General features: G+C 42.6%; 14 protein-coding genes. 3 read left to right on the top strand and 11 right to left on the bottom strand.

Going from position 1 to position 15,901, the window contains the following annotated elements; genetic code table 11:
- Nucleotides 1–20 precede the first annotated feature (20 nt).
- The 8 genes from CXF83_RS12920 to ccoN form a co-directional block, all read right to left on the bottom strand.
- Nucleotides 21–713: a sulfite exporter TauE/SafE family protein gene (locus CXF83_RS12920; RefSeq protein ID WP_101091670.1), complete on the bottom strand. Its 693-nt coding sequence runs from the start codon at nt 711–713 to the stop codon at nt 21–23.
- A complete protein-coding gene (gene ccoS, locus CXF83_RS12915; protein ID WP_101091671.1) occupies nt 706–933 on the bottom strand; it encodes a cbb3-type cytochrome oxidase assembly protein CcoS in 228 nt (75 codons plus the stop codon). The genes CXF83_RS12920 and ccoS overlap by 8 nt, the downstream gene beginning before the upstream one ends.
- Nucleotides 930–3,326, bottom strand: coding sequence for a heavy metal translocating P-type ATPase (locus tag CXF83_RS12910; RefSeq protein ID WP_101091672.1), 2,397 nt, complete (start codon nt 3,324–3,326; stop codon nt 930–932). Before CXF83_RS12910 ends, ccoS begins: the two co-directional genes overlap by 4 nt.
- A 44-nt stretch (nt 3,327–3,370) precedes the next feature.
- On the bottom strand, nt 3,371–3,850 hold the full coding sequence (locus CXF83_RS12905; RefSeq protein WP_101091673.1) for a FixH family protein: 480 nt from the start codon (nt 3,848–3,850) through the stop codon (nt 3,371–3,373).
- Nucleotides 3,851–3,987: 137 nt separating this feature from the next.
- Nucleotides 3,988–4,944, bottom strand: coding sequence for a cytochrome-c oxidase, cbb3-type subunit III (gene ccoP, locus CXF83_RS12900; RefSeq protein ID WP_101091674.1), 957 nt, complete (start codon nt 4,942–4,944; stop codon nt 3,988–3,990).
- Complete coding sequence (locus CXF83_RS12895) at nt 4,944–5,120, bottom strand: cbb3-type cytochrome oxidase subunit 3 (protein WP_101091675.1); 177 nt, start codon at nt 5,118–5,120, stop codon at nt 4,944–4,946. Before CXF83_RS12895 ends, ccoP begins: the two co-directional genes overlap by 1 nt.
- An 11-nt stretch (nt 5,121–5,131) precedes the next feature.
- Complete coding sequence (ccoO, locus tag CXF83_RS12890) at nt 5,132–5,746, bottom strand: cytochrome-c oxidase, cbb3-type subunit II (protein ID WP_101091676.1); 615 nt, start codon at nt 5,744–5,746, stop codon at nt 5,132–5,134.
- Between the two features lie 12 nt (nt 5,747–5,758).
- On the bottom strand, nt 5,759–7,195 hold the full coding sequence (ccoN, locus tag CXF83_RS12885; protein WP_101091677.1) for a cytochrome-c oxidase, cbb3-type subunit I: 1,437 nt from the start codon (nt 7,193–7,195) through the stop codon (nt 5,759–5,761).
- A 263-nt stretch (nt 7,196–7,458) separates the two neighbouring features.
- On the opposite strand from ccoN, the gene CXF83_RS12880 reads away from it, so the two are divergent.
- The 3 genes from CXF83_RS12880 (at nt 7,459) to CXF83_RS12870 (ending at nt 9,756) form a co-directional block, all read left to right on the top strand.
- Complete coding sequence (locus CXF83_RS12880; RefSeq protein WP_232775103.1) at nt 7,459–7,929, top strand: hypothetical protein; 471 nt, start codon at nt 7,459–7,461, stop codon at nt 7,927–7,929.
- A gap of 202 nt (nt 7,930–8,131) precedes the next feature.
- Nucleotides 8,132–8,365: a hypothetical protein gene (locus CXF83_RS22850; protein ID WP_101091679.1), complete on the top strand. Its 234-nt coding sequence runs from the start codon at nt 8,132–8,134 to the stop codon at nt 8,363–8,365.
- Nucleotides 8,366–8,463: 98 nt separating this feature from the next.
- A complete protein-coding gene (locus CXF83_RS12870; protein ID WP_101091680.1) occupies nt 8,464–9,756 on the top strand; it encodes a tyrosine-type recombinase/integrase in 1,293 nt (430 codons plus the stop codon).
- A gap of 2,321 nt (nt 9,757–12,077) precedes the next feature.
- Here the strand turns inward: CXF83_RS12870 and CXF83_RS12860 are convergent.
- The 3 genes from CXF83_RS12860 to CXF83_RS12850 form a co-directional block, all read right to left on the bottom strand.
- A complete protein-coding gene (locus tag CXF83_RS12860) occupies nt 12,078–12,257 on the bottom strand; it encodes a hypothetical protein (protein WP_101091681.1) in 180 nt (59 codons plus the stop codon).
- A gap of 269 nt (nt 12,258–12,526) precedes the next feature.
- Entirely contained in the window at nt 12,527–12,847 is a 321-nt protein-coding gene (locus tag CXF83_RS12855; RefSeq protein WP_157822920.1) for a hypothetical protein, read from the bottom strand.
- A 55-nt stretch (nt 12,848–12,902) separates the two neighbouring features.
- Nucleotides 12,903–15,749 carry an RHS repeat domain-containing protein gene (locus CXF83_RS12850; protein ID WP_269801710.1) on the bottom strand — a complete coding sequence of 949 codons (2,847 nt, stop codon included), beginning with the start codon at nt 15,747–15,749 and terminating at the stop codon, nt 12,903–12,905.
- Between the last annotated feature and the right edge of the window lie 152 nt (nt 15,750–15,901).

Raw genomic sequence — 15,901 nt, 5'->3', positions numbered from 1 at the left:
AACTAATTTAATAAATGGGGCTAGTTTAGCTGCCCAATTGCAATATATAGCGTCTGTATTCCGAAGGCGATTAACACTAAGCCACTGACTTTGCGGACTGACGCTTTTTGCACCCAACGACTAAAAGTACTCGCTGCAACCCCCGCACTTAATAAAGCGGGAAGGGTGCCTAAACCGAAAGCGGCCATCACCATAGCGCCATCAACAGCATTCCCAGCCGCTACAGCCCAAGTCAGCATGCTATAGACTAAACCACAAGGTAACCAACCCCATAACCCGCCAGCGATAAAGGCTTGTCGTTTATTTTTAATCGGGATAAAGCGATTTGCGATGGGCGATATTAACTTCCAAAGCCATTTACCAGCACGCTCTAGTTGTACAATACCCGACCATATTTGCGCAATGTAAAGGCCAGTGATCACCATCATAAGGCCCGCTAAAATCCGCAGCACTAATAAGTATAGGTCAACGTCAAACAATAACCCTAACGCATTAGTGCTGGCCCCCACGAGCGCTCCAGCCATGGTATAACTGATGATCCGTCCGCTGTTATAGCTAAACAGGTAACCCAGTTGATTGACTAATCGGTTACTGCCATCGTTTTGAGGTAAATTTGCGGATAAAGCACCGACCAAACCACCGCACATCCCAATACAGTGTCCGGCGCCCATTATGCCGACAAGAAAGGCACCGAATACGCTGTAATCATTCACCGTCTTTATTTTTCCCTGTGGCGTTCGGCTCAACCGTTGATGTGGCGGTATCTATCTCTGTCTTAGCTTTTTGTTCATGACTGTCGTCTTCAAACAAAATAGATATACTTTGTTTATCAAGATCATCGAATTGATCCGATTTAACTGCCCAAAAAAAGACACCTACAGCGACAAGAACAAATAACATAGCGATGGGGATCAGGACATAAATAATGCTCATACACGTACCTTGAGTAGTCTTAAGCTATTGCTAACGACTATAAGTGAACTGGCGGACATGCCAATAGCTGCAATATAGGGCGCAACATGGCCGCTAACAGCTAAAGGGATTATAAACAGGTTGTAACCCAGCGCCCAGAACAAATTCTGTTTGATGACCCGTCCGGTAAATTTAGCGACTTTTACGGCGTCAGAGAAACGCGATAGGTTATCGCCCAACAAAATAATATCTGCACTGTTTTTACTGATGGCGGCGCCGCTGCCCATTGCTACCGAAAGGTTAGCTCCTGCAAGCACTGGGGCGTCATTAATGCCATCGCCAAACATAGCGACTTGGGAGTGTTGTTGTAGTTCTCTGACTAACGTTAATTTGTCTTCAGGAGATAAACCTTTGTGAACATCTTCAATACCAAGTCGTTTGGCTAGGTTTTCAACTTCACCAGAGTTATCACCACTGGCAATACTGATGTTACACCCCAATTTCTTCAACAACTGCACCGCATTGGCTGTATCGGGCCTAATTTCATCTGCTAAAGTGAATTTAGCCCGCACAACGCCCTCGAGACTCAGCCAAACAATGATGTCAGACTCAAGGTGATGAGTGCCGTTAACAAATGATTGGCTACCAATTTTCACCTTTTGGCCGTTGATATCACCTTGAAGGCCATTGCCGACAAAGTTTTGCTTGTTGGCTACGCTGATTGCTGGGTTAAAGTGGCCTTGAAATGCATGGGCAATAGGGTGAAGCGAGCTTGCCTCAAGTGCTGCCGCATACTCAAGAACATGCTCTTTCGTCATAGCATTAGTGGCACTTTCCACCAGTTCTATATCTGTAATAGACAATGAGCCTAGTGTCAGCGTGCCTGTTTTATCGAAAACAATATGGTTAAGCTTAGGCAGCTTTTCAAATACACCCGCTTTACGAGTAATTATCCCCAGCTTTGTGAGTATTGCTGTGCCACATGTGACCGCTGTAGGCGTTGCCAGCGCTAACGCACAAGGGCAGGTAGCAACCAACACTGATAAAGTCACCCAAAATGCATCTTCTGGTGAATAAAACGACCAAAAGAGATATGTCCCAGTCGCAATTAGCAACACGGCTGCAGTAAAATAATTTGAAAACCTATCGGCATACAGCGCAATTTTAGGTTTACTGTTTGAAGCAATTTCTTGCAACCTGATGATTTCTGCAACTAGCTGATCTTGTCCTAATGCCGTCACTCTTACCGTTATGGGTTGCTCAATGTTAATGGTGCCGGCAAAGACTTGAGCATCGACAGATTTAGCCAATGGCATCTGCTCACCGGTTAACATGGCTTCATTAACCGACGAACTGCCCTCAATAATAATACCGTCAGCGGCAATAACATCGCCAGGCTTAATTAAAATCAAATTTCCAATAACAAGACGCTTAGCGGGGACTTCTTCAATCGTATTGTCTGATTTAAGAAAAGCAGTCAGCGGCACCAGTTTATGTAGATTACTGGAGCTCACGGACGCCTTTTGGCGAGCATTTTGCTCAAAATAACGTCCAAGCAGTAAGAAGAAGGTAAACATAGAGACGGACTCAAAATACACTTCTCCAGTCCCGTTAATAGTCTCTATGCAACTGGCTATGTAGGCACCACAAATTGCGATACTGACAGAGACGTCCATATTTAACCGGCCCATTAAAATGGAACGAATGGCACTAAAATAGAAAGGTTGAGCAGAATAGAAAACAACAGGGGCAGCAAAGAGCATGCTCACCCAACGGAAGTAATCTCTAAACTCTATATCGAGTTCGGTAAAGTAACCAGAATACAGGGCCAGGGCGAACATCATCACCTGCATGGTCGCAAAACCCGCAAGACCTAAGCGCAATAAAAATTTGCGACTTTCTTTCTTGCTTTTGGTTTCTTGCTCGTCAATCTGAAACGGCGCGGCTTGGTAACCTATAGCACCGATTTTATTGAGGATTTCGCTAAGTTTTACCTGCTCGGCATGCCAAGATATCAATGCGCGTTGCGTTGTTGAGTTAACTTGAATGCTCGCTATACCGTTGAGTTTTTTGACTTGGTGTTCAATGAGCCAAGCACATGCAGCGCAGGTTATTCCGTCAATGGTTAACGATATCTCATTTAGATCATCGCGTTGATGAATAAAATCTTGCTGTACCTCTGGCAGGTCATAGGCACTGACGCTGTTAAGTTCTTCTGGCACCAAAGCCGTTTGTTTGTTACCTGGCTCGGTTCTAAACTTATAGTAATTCGATAAACCCGCATCGATAATCGCTTGCGATACAGCCTGGCAGCCAGGGCAGCACATCGCTTTATCTTCATTTTGTATACGTGTAGTGAACTGGCTACCGGTTAATACAGGTTCACTACAATGGTAACAACTGATTTGACTCATAGATTTGGGTTCATACGTTTATGTTGCGATCAAAAAGGTTCAAATTAGTTTAGCCAGTACTGCTTATCATCAACTAGCGTGACGCGCTGCTGGATCCGCCATGTTTGATCAAATCCTTCAATGCGAACTTCCCAAGGTCCTGACATCGCTTGATGGATTTCAATGCGATATACGCCATTCGCGTCAGCTGTGACTATCTGATTAAAATCACGCTCTGCCATTGTAGGATGGAAAAAGCCAACACTAAGAGCAGCTTGGTATTGCTCTCCACCTTGCTGAGAAAGTTCGACATACTTATCATCAAACTCGAGCAGATAATTCATGCCCAACTGTTTTGCATGTTTGATTTTTCGAAGGTCCATATTAATGGCTTTACCTTCTTTATAATAATCCTCAGAAACAAGGGAGTCTTTATTATCAATTGCTAGATATAATAAGTTGAAACTTGCAACGACGGCACAAAGCGGAAGTACGATAAGAAACCAGGGCCAGAACTGTTTATACCAAGGCTGAGGAGTAGACATTTTTTAACACCTATTATTTGCTGAGACGACGTTTTTAAGAACCGCCATTTTACCGTTAAAAGTGTGATTTAGCACTTAAAAAAAAGGCCTCGTTTGTGACGAGGCCTAATATTACGTTTAATGTTACTTAAGTGTAACTACTTGTTTGACAAGCTATAAACGTATGCTGAGATTACGTGAACTTTTTCTTCACCTAATACATCTTTCCATGCTGGCATGACGCCGCTACGACCATTCTTAACTGACTGTTGAATAGCACCACGGCTTCCGCCGTACAGCCACGCATTATCCGTTAGGTTAGGTGCGCCCATGAATTTGTTACCTGTGCCGTCCATACCATGACAGGCAAAACAGCCTTTCATGAAAGAACCTTGACCTTGAGCAGCAAGTGCTGCGTCATGTTCACGGCCAGACAACTTAACAACATATTCAGCAAGACCAGGTAACTCACTATCTTCGATTGGTAAACCACCTTTAGGCGGCATCATACCGTGACGACCATTCATAATGGTTGTCTTAATCGTTGCTAGCTCACCGCCATATAACCAAGCACCATCGGTGAGGTTAGGGAAGCCTTTGCTACCACGAGCGTCACTACCATGGCACATTGAACAGTTTTGCAAGAACAAACGACCGCCAACTTTTAGCGCTTCCTTATTCTTAACTAACTCTTCTAATGGCGTGTCAGCATAGGCCTTAAAGATAGGGCCAAACTTTTCATCAGCATGCTTTACTTCTTGGTCATACTGTACCCAACGTCCTTCCTCTTGAGCATCGATAACCGCCTGCTTAGATTCTGCGAGAGTACGTACACTTTGGTTAGAACTCGTCCAGCCTAAAAGGCCTTTGAAGCTACCAAGACCAGGGTAAAGTGCAAGATAGATAACACTAAACACGATAGTAATGTAGAACATATAACTCCACCATTTTGGCAGTGGGTTATTGAGTTCTTCGATACCGTCGAAGCTATGGCCCATTGATTCGCCTTCTTTTACGCCAGTGTTGTTCTTAGAACAAGCGCGTAGTAGAACGATACAACCAATGATGACCACAGACGAGAGTACAATGATCCATATACTCCAGAAATCAGTCATTACTTTTTCTCTCCTGAGTCCTTTGAAACCTCGGTTTTCTCTTCATCAGAGAACACAAGGTTAGCTGCTTCGTCAAATTGCTTCTTACGACGAGAGCTATATGCCCAAGCAAATATACCGATAAAGGTAACCATCACAACTATGGTTATAATTCCTCGTAATGTACCGTAATCCATATCTTGCCTCCTTATTTAAGCGCGTGACCAAGTGATTGTAGATAAGCGATCAATGCATCCATTTCCGTCTTATCTTTCACTGCGTCTTTAGCAGCTGCAATTTCTTCATCTGTATACAGCTCATGTGTCGGATGAAGGTTGCGTAGGATATCCATTTTCTTGCCAGTCAACTCGCCGCTAAGCTTGTTTTCTGCCAACCAAGGGAAACCAGGCATATTCGACTGAGGTACAACAGCGCGAGGATCAATTAAATGAACTTCATGCCACTGGTCACTGTAACGACCGCCAACACGGGCTAGATCTGGACCTGTACGCTTAGAACCCCACTGGAATGGGTGATCCCATACAGATTCGCCAGCCACCGAGTAGTGCCCATAACGTTCTGTTTCTGCTCGTAGTGGACGGATCATCTGACTGTGACAGTTATAACAACCCTCACGTACGTAGATATCACGACCCTCTATCTGCAAAGCAGTATATGGGATCTGGCCTTCTAGCGGCTCAGTCGTGTCTTTTTGGAAAAGTAGGGGAGTGATCTCAACCAAGCTACCGAAGCTGATTGCGATTACAGTCAAGATCCCTAATAGACCGATGTTTTTCTCAACTAACTCATGATTAAATTTCATCGAATCTACTCCTTAAGCTGCTTTTGCATCAGCAATCGCTGGCAAAGAATCTTTAGGGGCCTTAACAGTACGGATCACGTTGTATGCCATGATGAACATACCTGTCAGGAAGAAAACACCACCTATGAAACGAACAAAGTAGAATGGGTAAGATGCTTCTAAGCTTTCTACAAAGCTGTAAGTCAATGTACCGTCAGAGTTAACTGCGCGCCACATAAGACCCTGCATTACACCAGAGATCCACATTGAAACGATATAAAGAACAGTACCGATTGTTGCCAACCAGAAATGAACGTTAATAAGGTTTGTGCTGTACATACGGCCTTGGTTATACAGTACCGGTATCAAGTGATACAAAGAACCGATAGAAACCATTGCAACCCAACCCAAAGCACCAGAATGAACATGTCCAATTGTCCAGTCAGTGTAATGAGACAATGCGTTAACTGTTTTAATCGCCATCATTGGGCCTTCGAAGGTAGACATACCATAGAAAGACAATGAAACAACAAGGAAACGAAGAATAGGGTCCGTACGAAGTTTGTGCCAAGCACCCGATAGCGTCATGATACCGTTAATCATACCACCCCAAGAAGGAGCGAATAGGATAAGCGACATCACCATACCAAGTGATTGAGTCCAATCGGGTAGAGCAGTGTAATGGAGGTGGTGAGGACCAGCCCAAATGTACAAAGCAATCAGTGCCCAGAAGTGAACAATTGATAAACGGTACGAATAAACAGGACGACCAGCTTGTTTAGGGACGAAGTAATACATCATACCTAAGAAGCCTGCTGTCAGTAGGAAACCAACCGCGTTGTGTCCATACCACCACTGAACCATTGCATCGACAGCGCCACTATAAAGTGAGTACGACTTGGTTAGTGATAACGGCACAGCCATAGAGTTAACTATGTGCAACACTGCTACGGTGATAATAAAGGCACCAAAGAACCAGTTCGCCACATAAATGTGGGACGTTGTTCGTTTAACGATGGTACCGAAGAACACCACTGCATATGCAATCCAAACGATGGTAATTGCGATATCAATAGGCCATTCAAGCTCAGCATATTCTTTTCCCTGGGTGAAACCCATAGGTAAGCTAATTGCTGCTGATATTATGATGGCTTGCCAACCCCAGAACGTAAATGCAGCTAACCTAGGTGCAAATAGTCGAGTTTGACAGGTGCGTTGAACGATATAATAGGATGTAGCGAAAAGGGCTGAAGTACCAAACGCGAAAATCACGGCATTCGTATGTAGAGGTCTAAGACGACTATACGTTAACCATGGAGTATCGAAGTTTAGCTGCGGCCAGATTAGCTGGGCTGCGATTAATACACCTACTGACATTCCAACAATTCCCCAAAACACGGTCGTTAAGGAAAATTGACGAACAATAGTGTAGTTGTAATCAGCGCCTTGAGGCTGGGAATGGTTCATCATTTTGCTTCCACTGCTTATTACTTATACTTATTATTAAGTAGAGCGAGACTCTACCCGGTAAAATGACACAAAAAAGCGGATTACCTATCGGAAATTAGCCACCTGTGTCAATGTGTAACCTTGCGTTTTATGAAGTAAAAGCAAGGCAATGCAATGATACTTGAGCTATGTCAAAAAAGATAGGAATTAGGCCTGCTGAAAAGTTGATCTAGATCAAGCTACTCAATAGAATGTTAATAGATTTGATTAAAAGGTTAATTATTGTGCAAATTACTCATAATTCAGTAGTATTGCGAGTTTTATATACGTTTTTTATAGCGATTAACATCAGTGGATGTGAACCTGATAACAGTAAAAATAACAAATCATTTGAGCAAGATACAGGACTGTGCAACTTCCAAGAAAAGGCGTGTACCAACACCGTTGATGACATTGAACTTAGTTTACGCATTACCCCATGGGATACCCCAAGTGAAAAGCCACTTTCCTTAAGTTTGAATAGCTCAGAACCACTCGAAAATGTAAAAATGCGTATTGAAGGGCGAGACATGTTTATGGGCATTATCCCTGTGAACTTGTCTAAAGACAGCGAAACGACCTATAGCGCACCGCTGATCTATGGATCTTGCAGTAGCGGCTACATGGTGTGGCAAGCCATTGTAAGTTACCAGCAAGACGGTATCGAAAAGTTCACCATCTTTGAGTTTCTTGCTGACAGCGAAAAGACCCGCTAATGCGATTAAAGCAATATGATCAAGTTCATGATTTTCAAAGTAGTGTATTTAAGGCGGTAACATCATCTGAAATATGACTGCATAAACAGCTGTTTCTTGTTGTAGGTGTGGTTTAAATCTCAATATTTCAATATCGCTATTGATAATCATTCTCATTAAGTTATATTAGGCGTATAAATAAGATAACGTATAAGAGAATGTTATGGGATCTGTAAGTCAAAACCTCAATATCAATATATCGCAACAAAAGATGGCCCAACTAATACAGCAAGGGCACTTATGTGCAGCAGATTTTAAATGCTTAGACGCCGAGTCAAAGCAGACTGTTTGGCAGTTGTGCCTTTGGTGTTGCGAAAAGCGGATTCATTGTGAAAAAGCCTGTTTAAGCGACTGTATTAGTCATTGCGGCAGTAAAATAAGTATAACAACAGCTTAATTATGCTTAATAACTAACCTCTGAGCAATATAAGGCTACTTTGATGCAGCGTAACTGATTAATATGCAGTTATAGTCAGTGATCTTAGTAGTAATAAAATGCAGCTACCCAATGTTATGCCACTGTTTGACTCTATCCAATTCATTCAAAGCGGCAATCCCATCATAAATCAACATATTACTCAGCTAGCACTCTGTGGAATTGAAGACGCGAGTTTGGTATTTGAGCATGCCACAGACTGGCTGTGTGAACAGAAATTCAGTGAAAACAACTATAAGGCCTATCGGAGCGAATTAACCACTTTTTTACATTGGTGTTTCGATGTCGCTCAAATAGAAGTCTCAGCAGCAGGGCGAAAAGAGATAAGCCAATACGTTGAATATTGCCAGGCACCGCCACTCACGCTAATAGGTTTTTACAATGTCGCTCAGTTTAAAGAGCAAAAGGGCAGTGAACTCAGAAGCCCCAATCCACAATGGTTACCTTTTAGAGGTAAGAAGGTGGAAGGTGTTGTACAGCCATACAGCTTAAGTGAAAGCGCGCTCAAAACCAAAATGGCGATTCTGTCCTCTTTCTATGCTTATCTTATGAGTGAAGATTTTGTTGAAAAGAATCCGGCTCAAATGTGGCTCAATAAAAGTAGGTTCTCGTCCAATAAAAAGTATCGCATCAATAATGACGGTGAGAATCAACTCGCCTTCACTGAATTACAGTGGTCTTATGTGATGTCGACTGTCACTAAGCTTGCAGCAGAGCAGCCCGAACTTCATCAACGTAGTTTGTTTCTCATTAAGCTCATTTACGCCTGCTATCTAAGAGTGTCAGAAGTATCAGCAAGGGCAGGTTACTCGCCTATTATGGATCAATTTAAGCGTAATCCTCAAACGGGAATATGGAGTTTTCATATTCCTTCAAGTAAAGGCGGCAAGCGCCGTACTGTATCCATGTCCGATGCTTTACTTGCCGCTTTAGTGGAGTATCGTCATTACCTTAATCTACCCGATTATCCAAAAACCAATGAAGGTCACCCGCTCATTATTAGGCAAAAAGCAGCTGGGAGAGGTAGGGAAGTCGGTTTAATCAATGCGAACCTTGGAATACGTCAAATAAGGGAAGAGGTAGATAAGATCATCGTACTTGCTGCGATATGTGCTGAAAATGATGGCTTTGTTGAAGATGGGGCACAGATGCGGCAGCTAAGTATCCATAACATTCGCCATACCGGCATTACCCATGACATCAATATTCATGGCCGGCCATTGTCACATGTGCAAGCTGATGCAGGGCATGAGAGCATCGATACAACGTCGCAATACTTGCACACAACACAAATTGAGCGCCATCAAAGTGGGCAAAATAGACCCTTAGATAACCTGCAAGGTATAGGTTAAAGGCTTAACTAGAGAATGAATTAGCCAAATCCTGGTTTTTTTCTTATCCGTTAATCACAATATCAAAGCTTTAAAGTCATAGACAATATTTGAACTATCATAAAATCCAGAACAGTTAATGCCGATAAGTGACATTATCGGCATCTCATTAATAAGTCTAAACCCAAGCCTAATCTCACGTCTTTTAGTTACTATTCTATAATAGCTACAATGACTTCAAGACTTACATTACCATCAACATTGCAACAGCAATGACTAATCAGTGCTGCTGTATACACTGACGAACTAGTTTATCGAATGATTAAATCGCACAGTCGGCGCTAAAATAGTTAACGCCAGTGTTGATTAAGGATCTACAGTTTTATCGAACTGTGCTTGTCATTATGGTATCTAGCAGATGCTGTGTTTATCGAGCACTAAGTATCAAAAGCCATCTATAGATGGTTATCTAACAATACGTCTTGTGAACATGATTAAACTAAGCTGCAATGCAGGTTAAAATTAGGTTTTGTATGAGCGCGTGAGCGAGTTCTTTTGTGGGGCTTTGAGCTGGAACTTGGGTTAGCCAAAGCAATCAGCATCATTTCTACGAACTTGTTCAGCGGGCTATTTCAACAGAACGCGACCGTCAAACCAATATGCATGGCCGGAGCCAATGTTTGTTATTGAGTTAACGAGCATAGTTAGCATTGAAAGTTTGCAGTGAACGTTAGCTTTCTGCGTATGTTAGCTAAGTTAGTTTTAGTCTCAAGTTACTTTAACCGGACTAGAGTTTCACGCATTCATAGAACAATTTACTCAGTGCATTAAAGATATCAAGCAAACGCTATGAGCAAAGCTCAAATCATGATCATGCTAAGATTAATTCTTGTATAGATGATTACTAACATTTGCTAATGTCAGTGAACAAACCAAGTTCAATGTTGATACGTGATAATAACGACTTGTGTATCTAGTGTTTGCAGTAACTACGTTAGTTCAATATCAGTTAGCATCTAGAAATACAGCTACAGAGATATTGAGTTGGCAAATCAGTTGATAGTCAAAATCAGGCTTTAATCAGAAACTCTTATCTATAGCATGATAAAAGTGGCGTGCGCTGTGTGGCTGCTTTTAGAGATTGATTGGCTTAGTACTGCAGAATCAACACAGTAGCGCTGTACATCATCATAATGGTAATTAAACATTATGTTAGCTATGTAAGCTGCAAATACCTTAATGAGTAAAACTCATTCGATAACATCCTTTTCTAGTCCATTATCAATTACACACTACTATGCGCACAATGTATATTATGTTAAATAGGGTTTATGAGGAAATGAACTGGCATGATTTTTTGTAATTTCAAGTTGAGACTGAGATCCGATCTCATGACTGTTTGTATTCCTCTAGCCCTTTCGGGTACTGGCTTTGCACAAGATTTAACATCCTTAAGAAAACTTGTTTTTCAAATATAAGTGAGATCAATGTAAATATTGGCAGAGATTTGAATTACGGCTATTCCCCAGAATCACTGCGAACTATGCCAATGTGCAAATAGCGCCTGTACGTAAAACCTGTACAAAGTTGAGTATCTTGGTCAATCAGATTTAACGCACAGTACAATTGTCACAGTAACCAACGTGAATGATCTTGCCCCGAATGCTGGATGCTTGTCTTTAGTTTTGAGGTTAAATAGCCTATTAGCTTGCATTTTGTATTGGAAGTCGAGGCTACTTTAACTTGCTTGTAAGTTCTGCCATTGTCCTTGACCTGTGCCATAAGTGAGGAAACCCCTGGTCGTTACCAACCATGTTAAAGCTAAGATTTGAAGGCGCTTCTCTATCGTAGTTGCCAATAGTAGGATAAGCGGAGGTCCAGGATATTTGACTGTGTTGCTTTCAATTGAACTAAGGCAAGCCCACTTGGTGAGTTGTTTTTATGTTCCCAAGTTCTATTCTCGGCTGTTTTGCTCCAAGAAATTAAACAACTTACTGTAAATCAAAAGAGCGACTTTGCTAAGACATCCAATGTAGGAGTTAAACATGCCCTACTCCACGCTAGAAATTGGGGGGAAATGAGCGCCGCAGTTACTGAACTTTTGAACACGCTGCCAGCGTCCGTTCACGACACAAAAGCGACACTCGGTATCTTATCTGTAACACGCTTTTGGACAGAAACTGCTTAGAGTATTCAGTCTAATGTCATTAATATTGATTAGAAAAAGTATCTCAAACATTCATGAAGGCCATCCTTGCGTTAAATCGACCTGTGACCACTTCAAATTGACCAACTCAGACACACTCAGTGCGTGATGGTAAGCAATCATGATGATGGTGCTGTCACGATGACCGTGGCGACCGACCGACAGACTTGGCAGCTTTGCTGATGCGTTCAATTTCTGATGAGGTTAGATATTCACGTTCACGAACATCTTTATATTTGCGGGTATTGGTAACTTTCGAGTTTTCGGTGTTTGGGGTGGGTGTTCTGTAATCTTCTAAGTTGCTGATATTACTCATTCGGCTATCCATAACTTTCGAGATTATAGCCCAAGGTTGGAAAGATTTATACGGTGATGAAGATTGCTAGTAATGTGACATTGATAACTTTACAAGTTTCTTTACAGATTATCGGCTGTTTTGACCATGATTAGCCATGATGATGGCAATGGTTCATAAACGGTGGTTTTCTTTACACGGTGATGGTGGGTGGGAATTGCTAGTGGTGTAGAGACTCCCCTCAAAGCTCTTTAGGTCTAAACCTTAAAGGGCTTTGAGGGGGTCGAAAGTTAGTTTTTTTCGAGTTTCAGGTTAAGGGAACGAGCTTTGATTTCCTTCGCAAAGGCGTCAAAGGCCGCTTTGTCAATGGTGCCTATTTCATTGACTTTGCCTGAGGTTTGAATTACGAACACGCCACTAGTACCATTTCCTTTAAAAGATACTGACTCTACATCAGAAAATTTAATCAAGTACTTGTATTTTAACCCCTTAACGGTAATCTCCTCACCTTTTGAGTCAAATGACACGGTCACTTTATCAATCTCGCTGGTGAATTGAAGCGCATAAATTGACCCGTATGAGAATTCCTTTTTGTAGATTAGCTCGTTCATTTCTCTCTCCCCGCAAGCCATTAACATTATAATACAAAGGCTCAAAATCAAACTGTTAGTTTTTATCAAAACTACCTCCCATGTCAGAAAATAAATAATAAGGTGTTTTGCTATTACCGTAAGATTGTCCTGTCGCTCGCAATACATGCGTAGCGAACGAACCGCACATGCGACTCTGTCCCATGTAAGGGGTTGAATTCCAACTTGATATAGCGCTCACTCCACCTTGGTATTGTGTCTTAGTCAGTGCAAATGAGCGGAACGCAAATTGACCGCCTTGCGGGTCTTTACCTGTTGCTTGCCAAGCCTTGAACCTCGAACTGTAATCCCCTTCATCTGACAGGGTTCCCCCTAAAGGAGTGTCAGAGATAAAGTCCTCAAAAGAAGCCCCGTCACCACCTGGCCAAAAGCCTTTGGCGAACTCTCCGTTTGGCCCTCTCATAATAACAAATGCGTGACCTATAACGTCTGGAATTTCTACCCCTTTAAATTCTATTGACTCATCTTGGTGGGCGACTAAGGTAATTGAATATTCAGACTCTTTAGCTTTTGCTGCTTCAACTTCATTAATTTGGTCATTCAGTCTGTTAATTTTTAAATTCGCTTCACCACCTACATTGGTACCACTATTCCCCTTAGCCGCATTGTTCCCCAAATTTCCAAAATCGGACATTTTCCCGACGCTTATGCTCTCCACTTTACCATTACTGATATTCGCAGAAAATGCTCTAGCCCCATTAGAGCTTGTAGCAGTGCCAGAAGCCGAGGTCACTTTACGCTTAATATGAGACCCAGTATTCGATACTAATGCCTCTGTTTTTTTATCGACTTGAATTTTTTTATCAAATTCTTCCGCCGCATACCCTGTCGGATCCGTGCCTGCCAGCGGGTTGTTCATGATATACGAGTACGGATTCACGCTCTGGGTCGAGGTGGGGCTCTGAATAAGAGGGTCCACACTCATAAACCGCCCAAGGTTGTAATCGTACACCCGACCGTTCATATGAATGAGCTGCTGCTCGTTCAAATGCTCATGGTCGGTAAAGCCGCGACGGTTTTTGTTGGTAATGTTTAAATCTTGTAAACTTGATAATAAGGTATTTTTATTCAATATATCCTTACTATGGCTACTACCAACTGCGGCAGTTCGACCAAAGGGGTCAAAGTAACGCTGGCTGATAATATTGCCATTTTGGTCAGCCATGGTCGTCGCACTGCCTAGCCTGCCCCTGAGGGTAAACTGCAACAAATGCTTCCGCGCGGGCGTGTAGCTCAAAACCGCTATGTCATCTATATAGGTTCGCCAGCTACCATCATTATCGATTTCATAATATTTATCAACATAGTAAGTGGTGGTGTTAACACCTGACACATTTCTGCTTTGCTTGGCGCGCATGCCATCACTGCCGTAAGTAAAGCCTGTCACTGTGCTGTTGCCTGGGCCTCTTCCGGTGATGGTTAGCGGTTTGTCCATGGCGTTATAGGTCATGGTTAGCCCATCACCGATACGTAAATTACCTTTGGCATCATATTGAAAGTTAACAGTGCTACCGATAAGTTTGGTTAGCTGACAAACCGCATTCGGCTTATTGCCACAGGCCGAACCACCATAACGATATGCGGTGTTGCTATTGGCACTGTAATCGGTTTTCTTTAAAAAGTTACCGACCTTATCATAGGCATAATTGACTGTTGCGTTAATCAAAGGGTTAGTATTGCTAAAGGTGTACGCTTCTAAACGGTTTAGTGTGTCGTAACGGTAATGCTTATTTAACCCTGTAGTAGCATTACGCTCATCGATAAGGTTCATAAAATCATCGTAATTGTCATAGTAATGCCCATGAATACGCCCCAGTGGTGCATCCACTTGCACATTGGCCATGGTGCCTTCAGGATTATATTGACGAGACTCACGCATAACACTGTTGCCAAGCTCTGCCCCTGTGATATGGCCAGCTTCGTCCATTGCAGTAACTTGGCGATAAATGTAGCCAGAAGCGGCGTTACTGGTTTGCTCCAAATAGCCGTAATCGTTATAAGCGTATTTAAGGGTTAGTCCGTTAGGATATTCCAGTGCTTTAGGACGACCATAGAAGCTGTCGTATTGATGTTTAATGGTGCGATTAGCCCCATCCACATTGACGGTGGTGCTGGCCAGTTGCAACGCAGTTGTGTAAGCATAAGTGCGGCTAATGCCATTTTCAGTTTCAGAGCTTAACATACCTAGTTTAGGCGTATCCCACACATAGGTTGCGGTACTTGGTGCATTACCGCCTACCGTGGCTCTAGTGGCTATGCGTCCTAATGTGTCCAAGGTAAACGTTTGCACTACACCATTGGCATCGGTTTGCTTATCCAGCTCACCTAAGGTGTTATAGCCAAATAAAGTTATCCCCTGGTTAGGGTCATCCACTTTGGTTTTATGACCAAAACCGTTATAGGTGGCTTTGATAACATTACCATTAGCGTCTTGAATGATTAACGGGCGACCTGCACTGTCATAAGCAAAACGATTCGTGCCATTTTGGGCGTCAACCGTTTCATACAACCAGCCTTGGCTACCGTAGGTGCGCGACATAGTGCGCCCACCGACAGTAATATTGGTGGTGAGGCCATCGTAGTCGTATGTCGACTCAAGCCCTGACTTGCCATTAGGCATACTGCGCCTTGCAGGCCTGTCCAACTCATCGAAATCGCTAAACTCAGTGTATTCGGCGCCCGTGCCATTACCATAAGGAGCAGATTCACGCAGCAGGCGCCCCAGTGCATCATAGTGTTTATCTTGATACTGATAACCGCCATCAAAACCTTGGGTAGCAATGCGTAGCACTCTGCCTTGGGCATCAATGTATTGCTCAGTCTCACACAAAATGACGTGCCAGCCATTATTAATCAATAACATAACAACATTCGTGACAGCAAACAATTACGAGTCTCAGCTAAAGAAGGAATTTGAGAAATGTGCAGTAGGAAATATTGATAAACACTAAATATTAGGTAAAAACATAGATATTTATGAGGTTATATACATGGAAAATCCCCACGAATTACTTA

The sequence above is a fragment of the Shewanella sp. Choline-02u-19 genome (genome assembly GCF_002836205.1).
Classification (GTDB): Bacteria; Pseudomonadota; Gammaproteobacteria; order Enterobacterales; family Shewanellaceae; genus Shewanella.
The sequence above is the reverse complement of the archived record's forward strand: the minus strand, read 5'-3'. Positions and strand labels throughout refer to the sequence as shown.

Bases quoted from the DNA above. Each gene is read 5' to 3' on its own strand.
- ccoS (WP_101091671.1), bottom strand. From the start codon at position 933: ATGAGCATTATTTATGTCCTGATCCCCATCGCTATGTTATTTGTTCTT.
- CXF83_RS12910 (WP_101091672.1), bottom strand. From the start codon at position 3,326: ATGAGTCAAATCAGTTGTTACCATTGTAGTGAACCTGTATTAACCGGT.
- CXF83_RS12905 (WP_101091673.1), bottom strand. From the start codon at position 3,850: ATGTCTACTCCTCAGCCTTGGTATAAACAGTTCTGGCCCTGGTTTCTT.
- ccoP (WP_101091674.1), bottom strand. From the start codon at position 4,944: ATGACTGATTTCTGGAGTATATGGATCATTGTACTCTCGTCTGTGGTC.
- CXF83_RS12895 (WP_101091675.1), bottom strand. From the start codon at position 5,120: ATGGATTACGGTACATTACGAGGAATTATAACCATAGTTGTGATGGTT.
- ccoO (WP_101091676.1), bottom strand. From the start codon at position 5,746: ATGAAATTTAATCATGAGTTAGTTGAGAAAAACATCGGTCTATTAGGG.
- ccoN (WP_101091677.1), bottom strand. From the start codon at position 7,195: ATGATGAACCATTCCCAGCCTCAAGGCGCTGATTACAACTACACTATT.
- CXF83_RS22850 (WP_101091679.1), top strand. From the start codon at position 8,132: ATGGGATCTGTAAGTCAAAACCTCAATATCAATATATCGCAACAAAAG.
- CXF83_RS12870 (WP_101091680.1), top strand. From the start codon at position 8,464: ATGCAGCTACCCAATGTTATGCCACTGTTTGACTCTATCCAATTCATT.
- CXF83_RS12860 (WP_101091681.1), bottom strand. From the start codon at position 12,257: ATGAGTAATATCAGCAACTTAGAAGATTACAGAACACCCACCCCAAAC.
- CXF83_RS12855 (WP_157822920.1), bottom strand. From the start codon at position 12,847: ATGAACGAGCTAATCTACAAAAAGGAATTCTCATACGGGTCAATTTAT.
- CXF83_RS12850 (WP_269801710.1), bottom strand. From the start codon at position 15,749: ATGTTATTGATTAATAATGGCTGGCACGTCATTTTGTGTGAGACTGAG.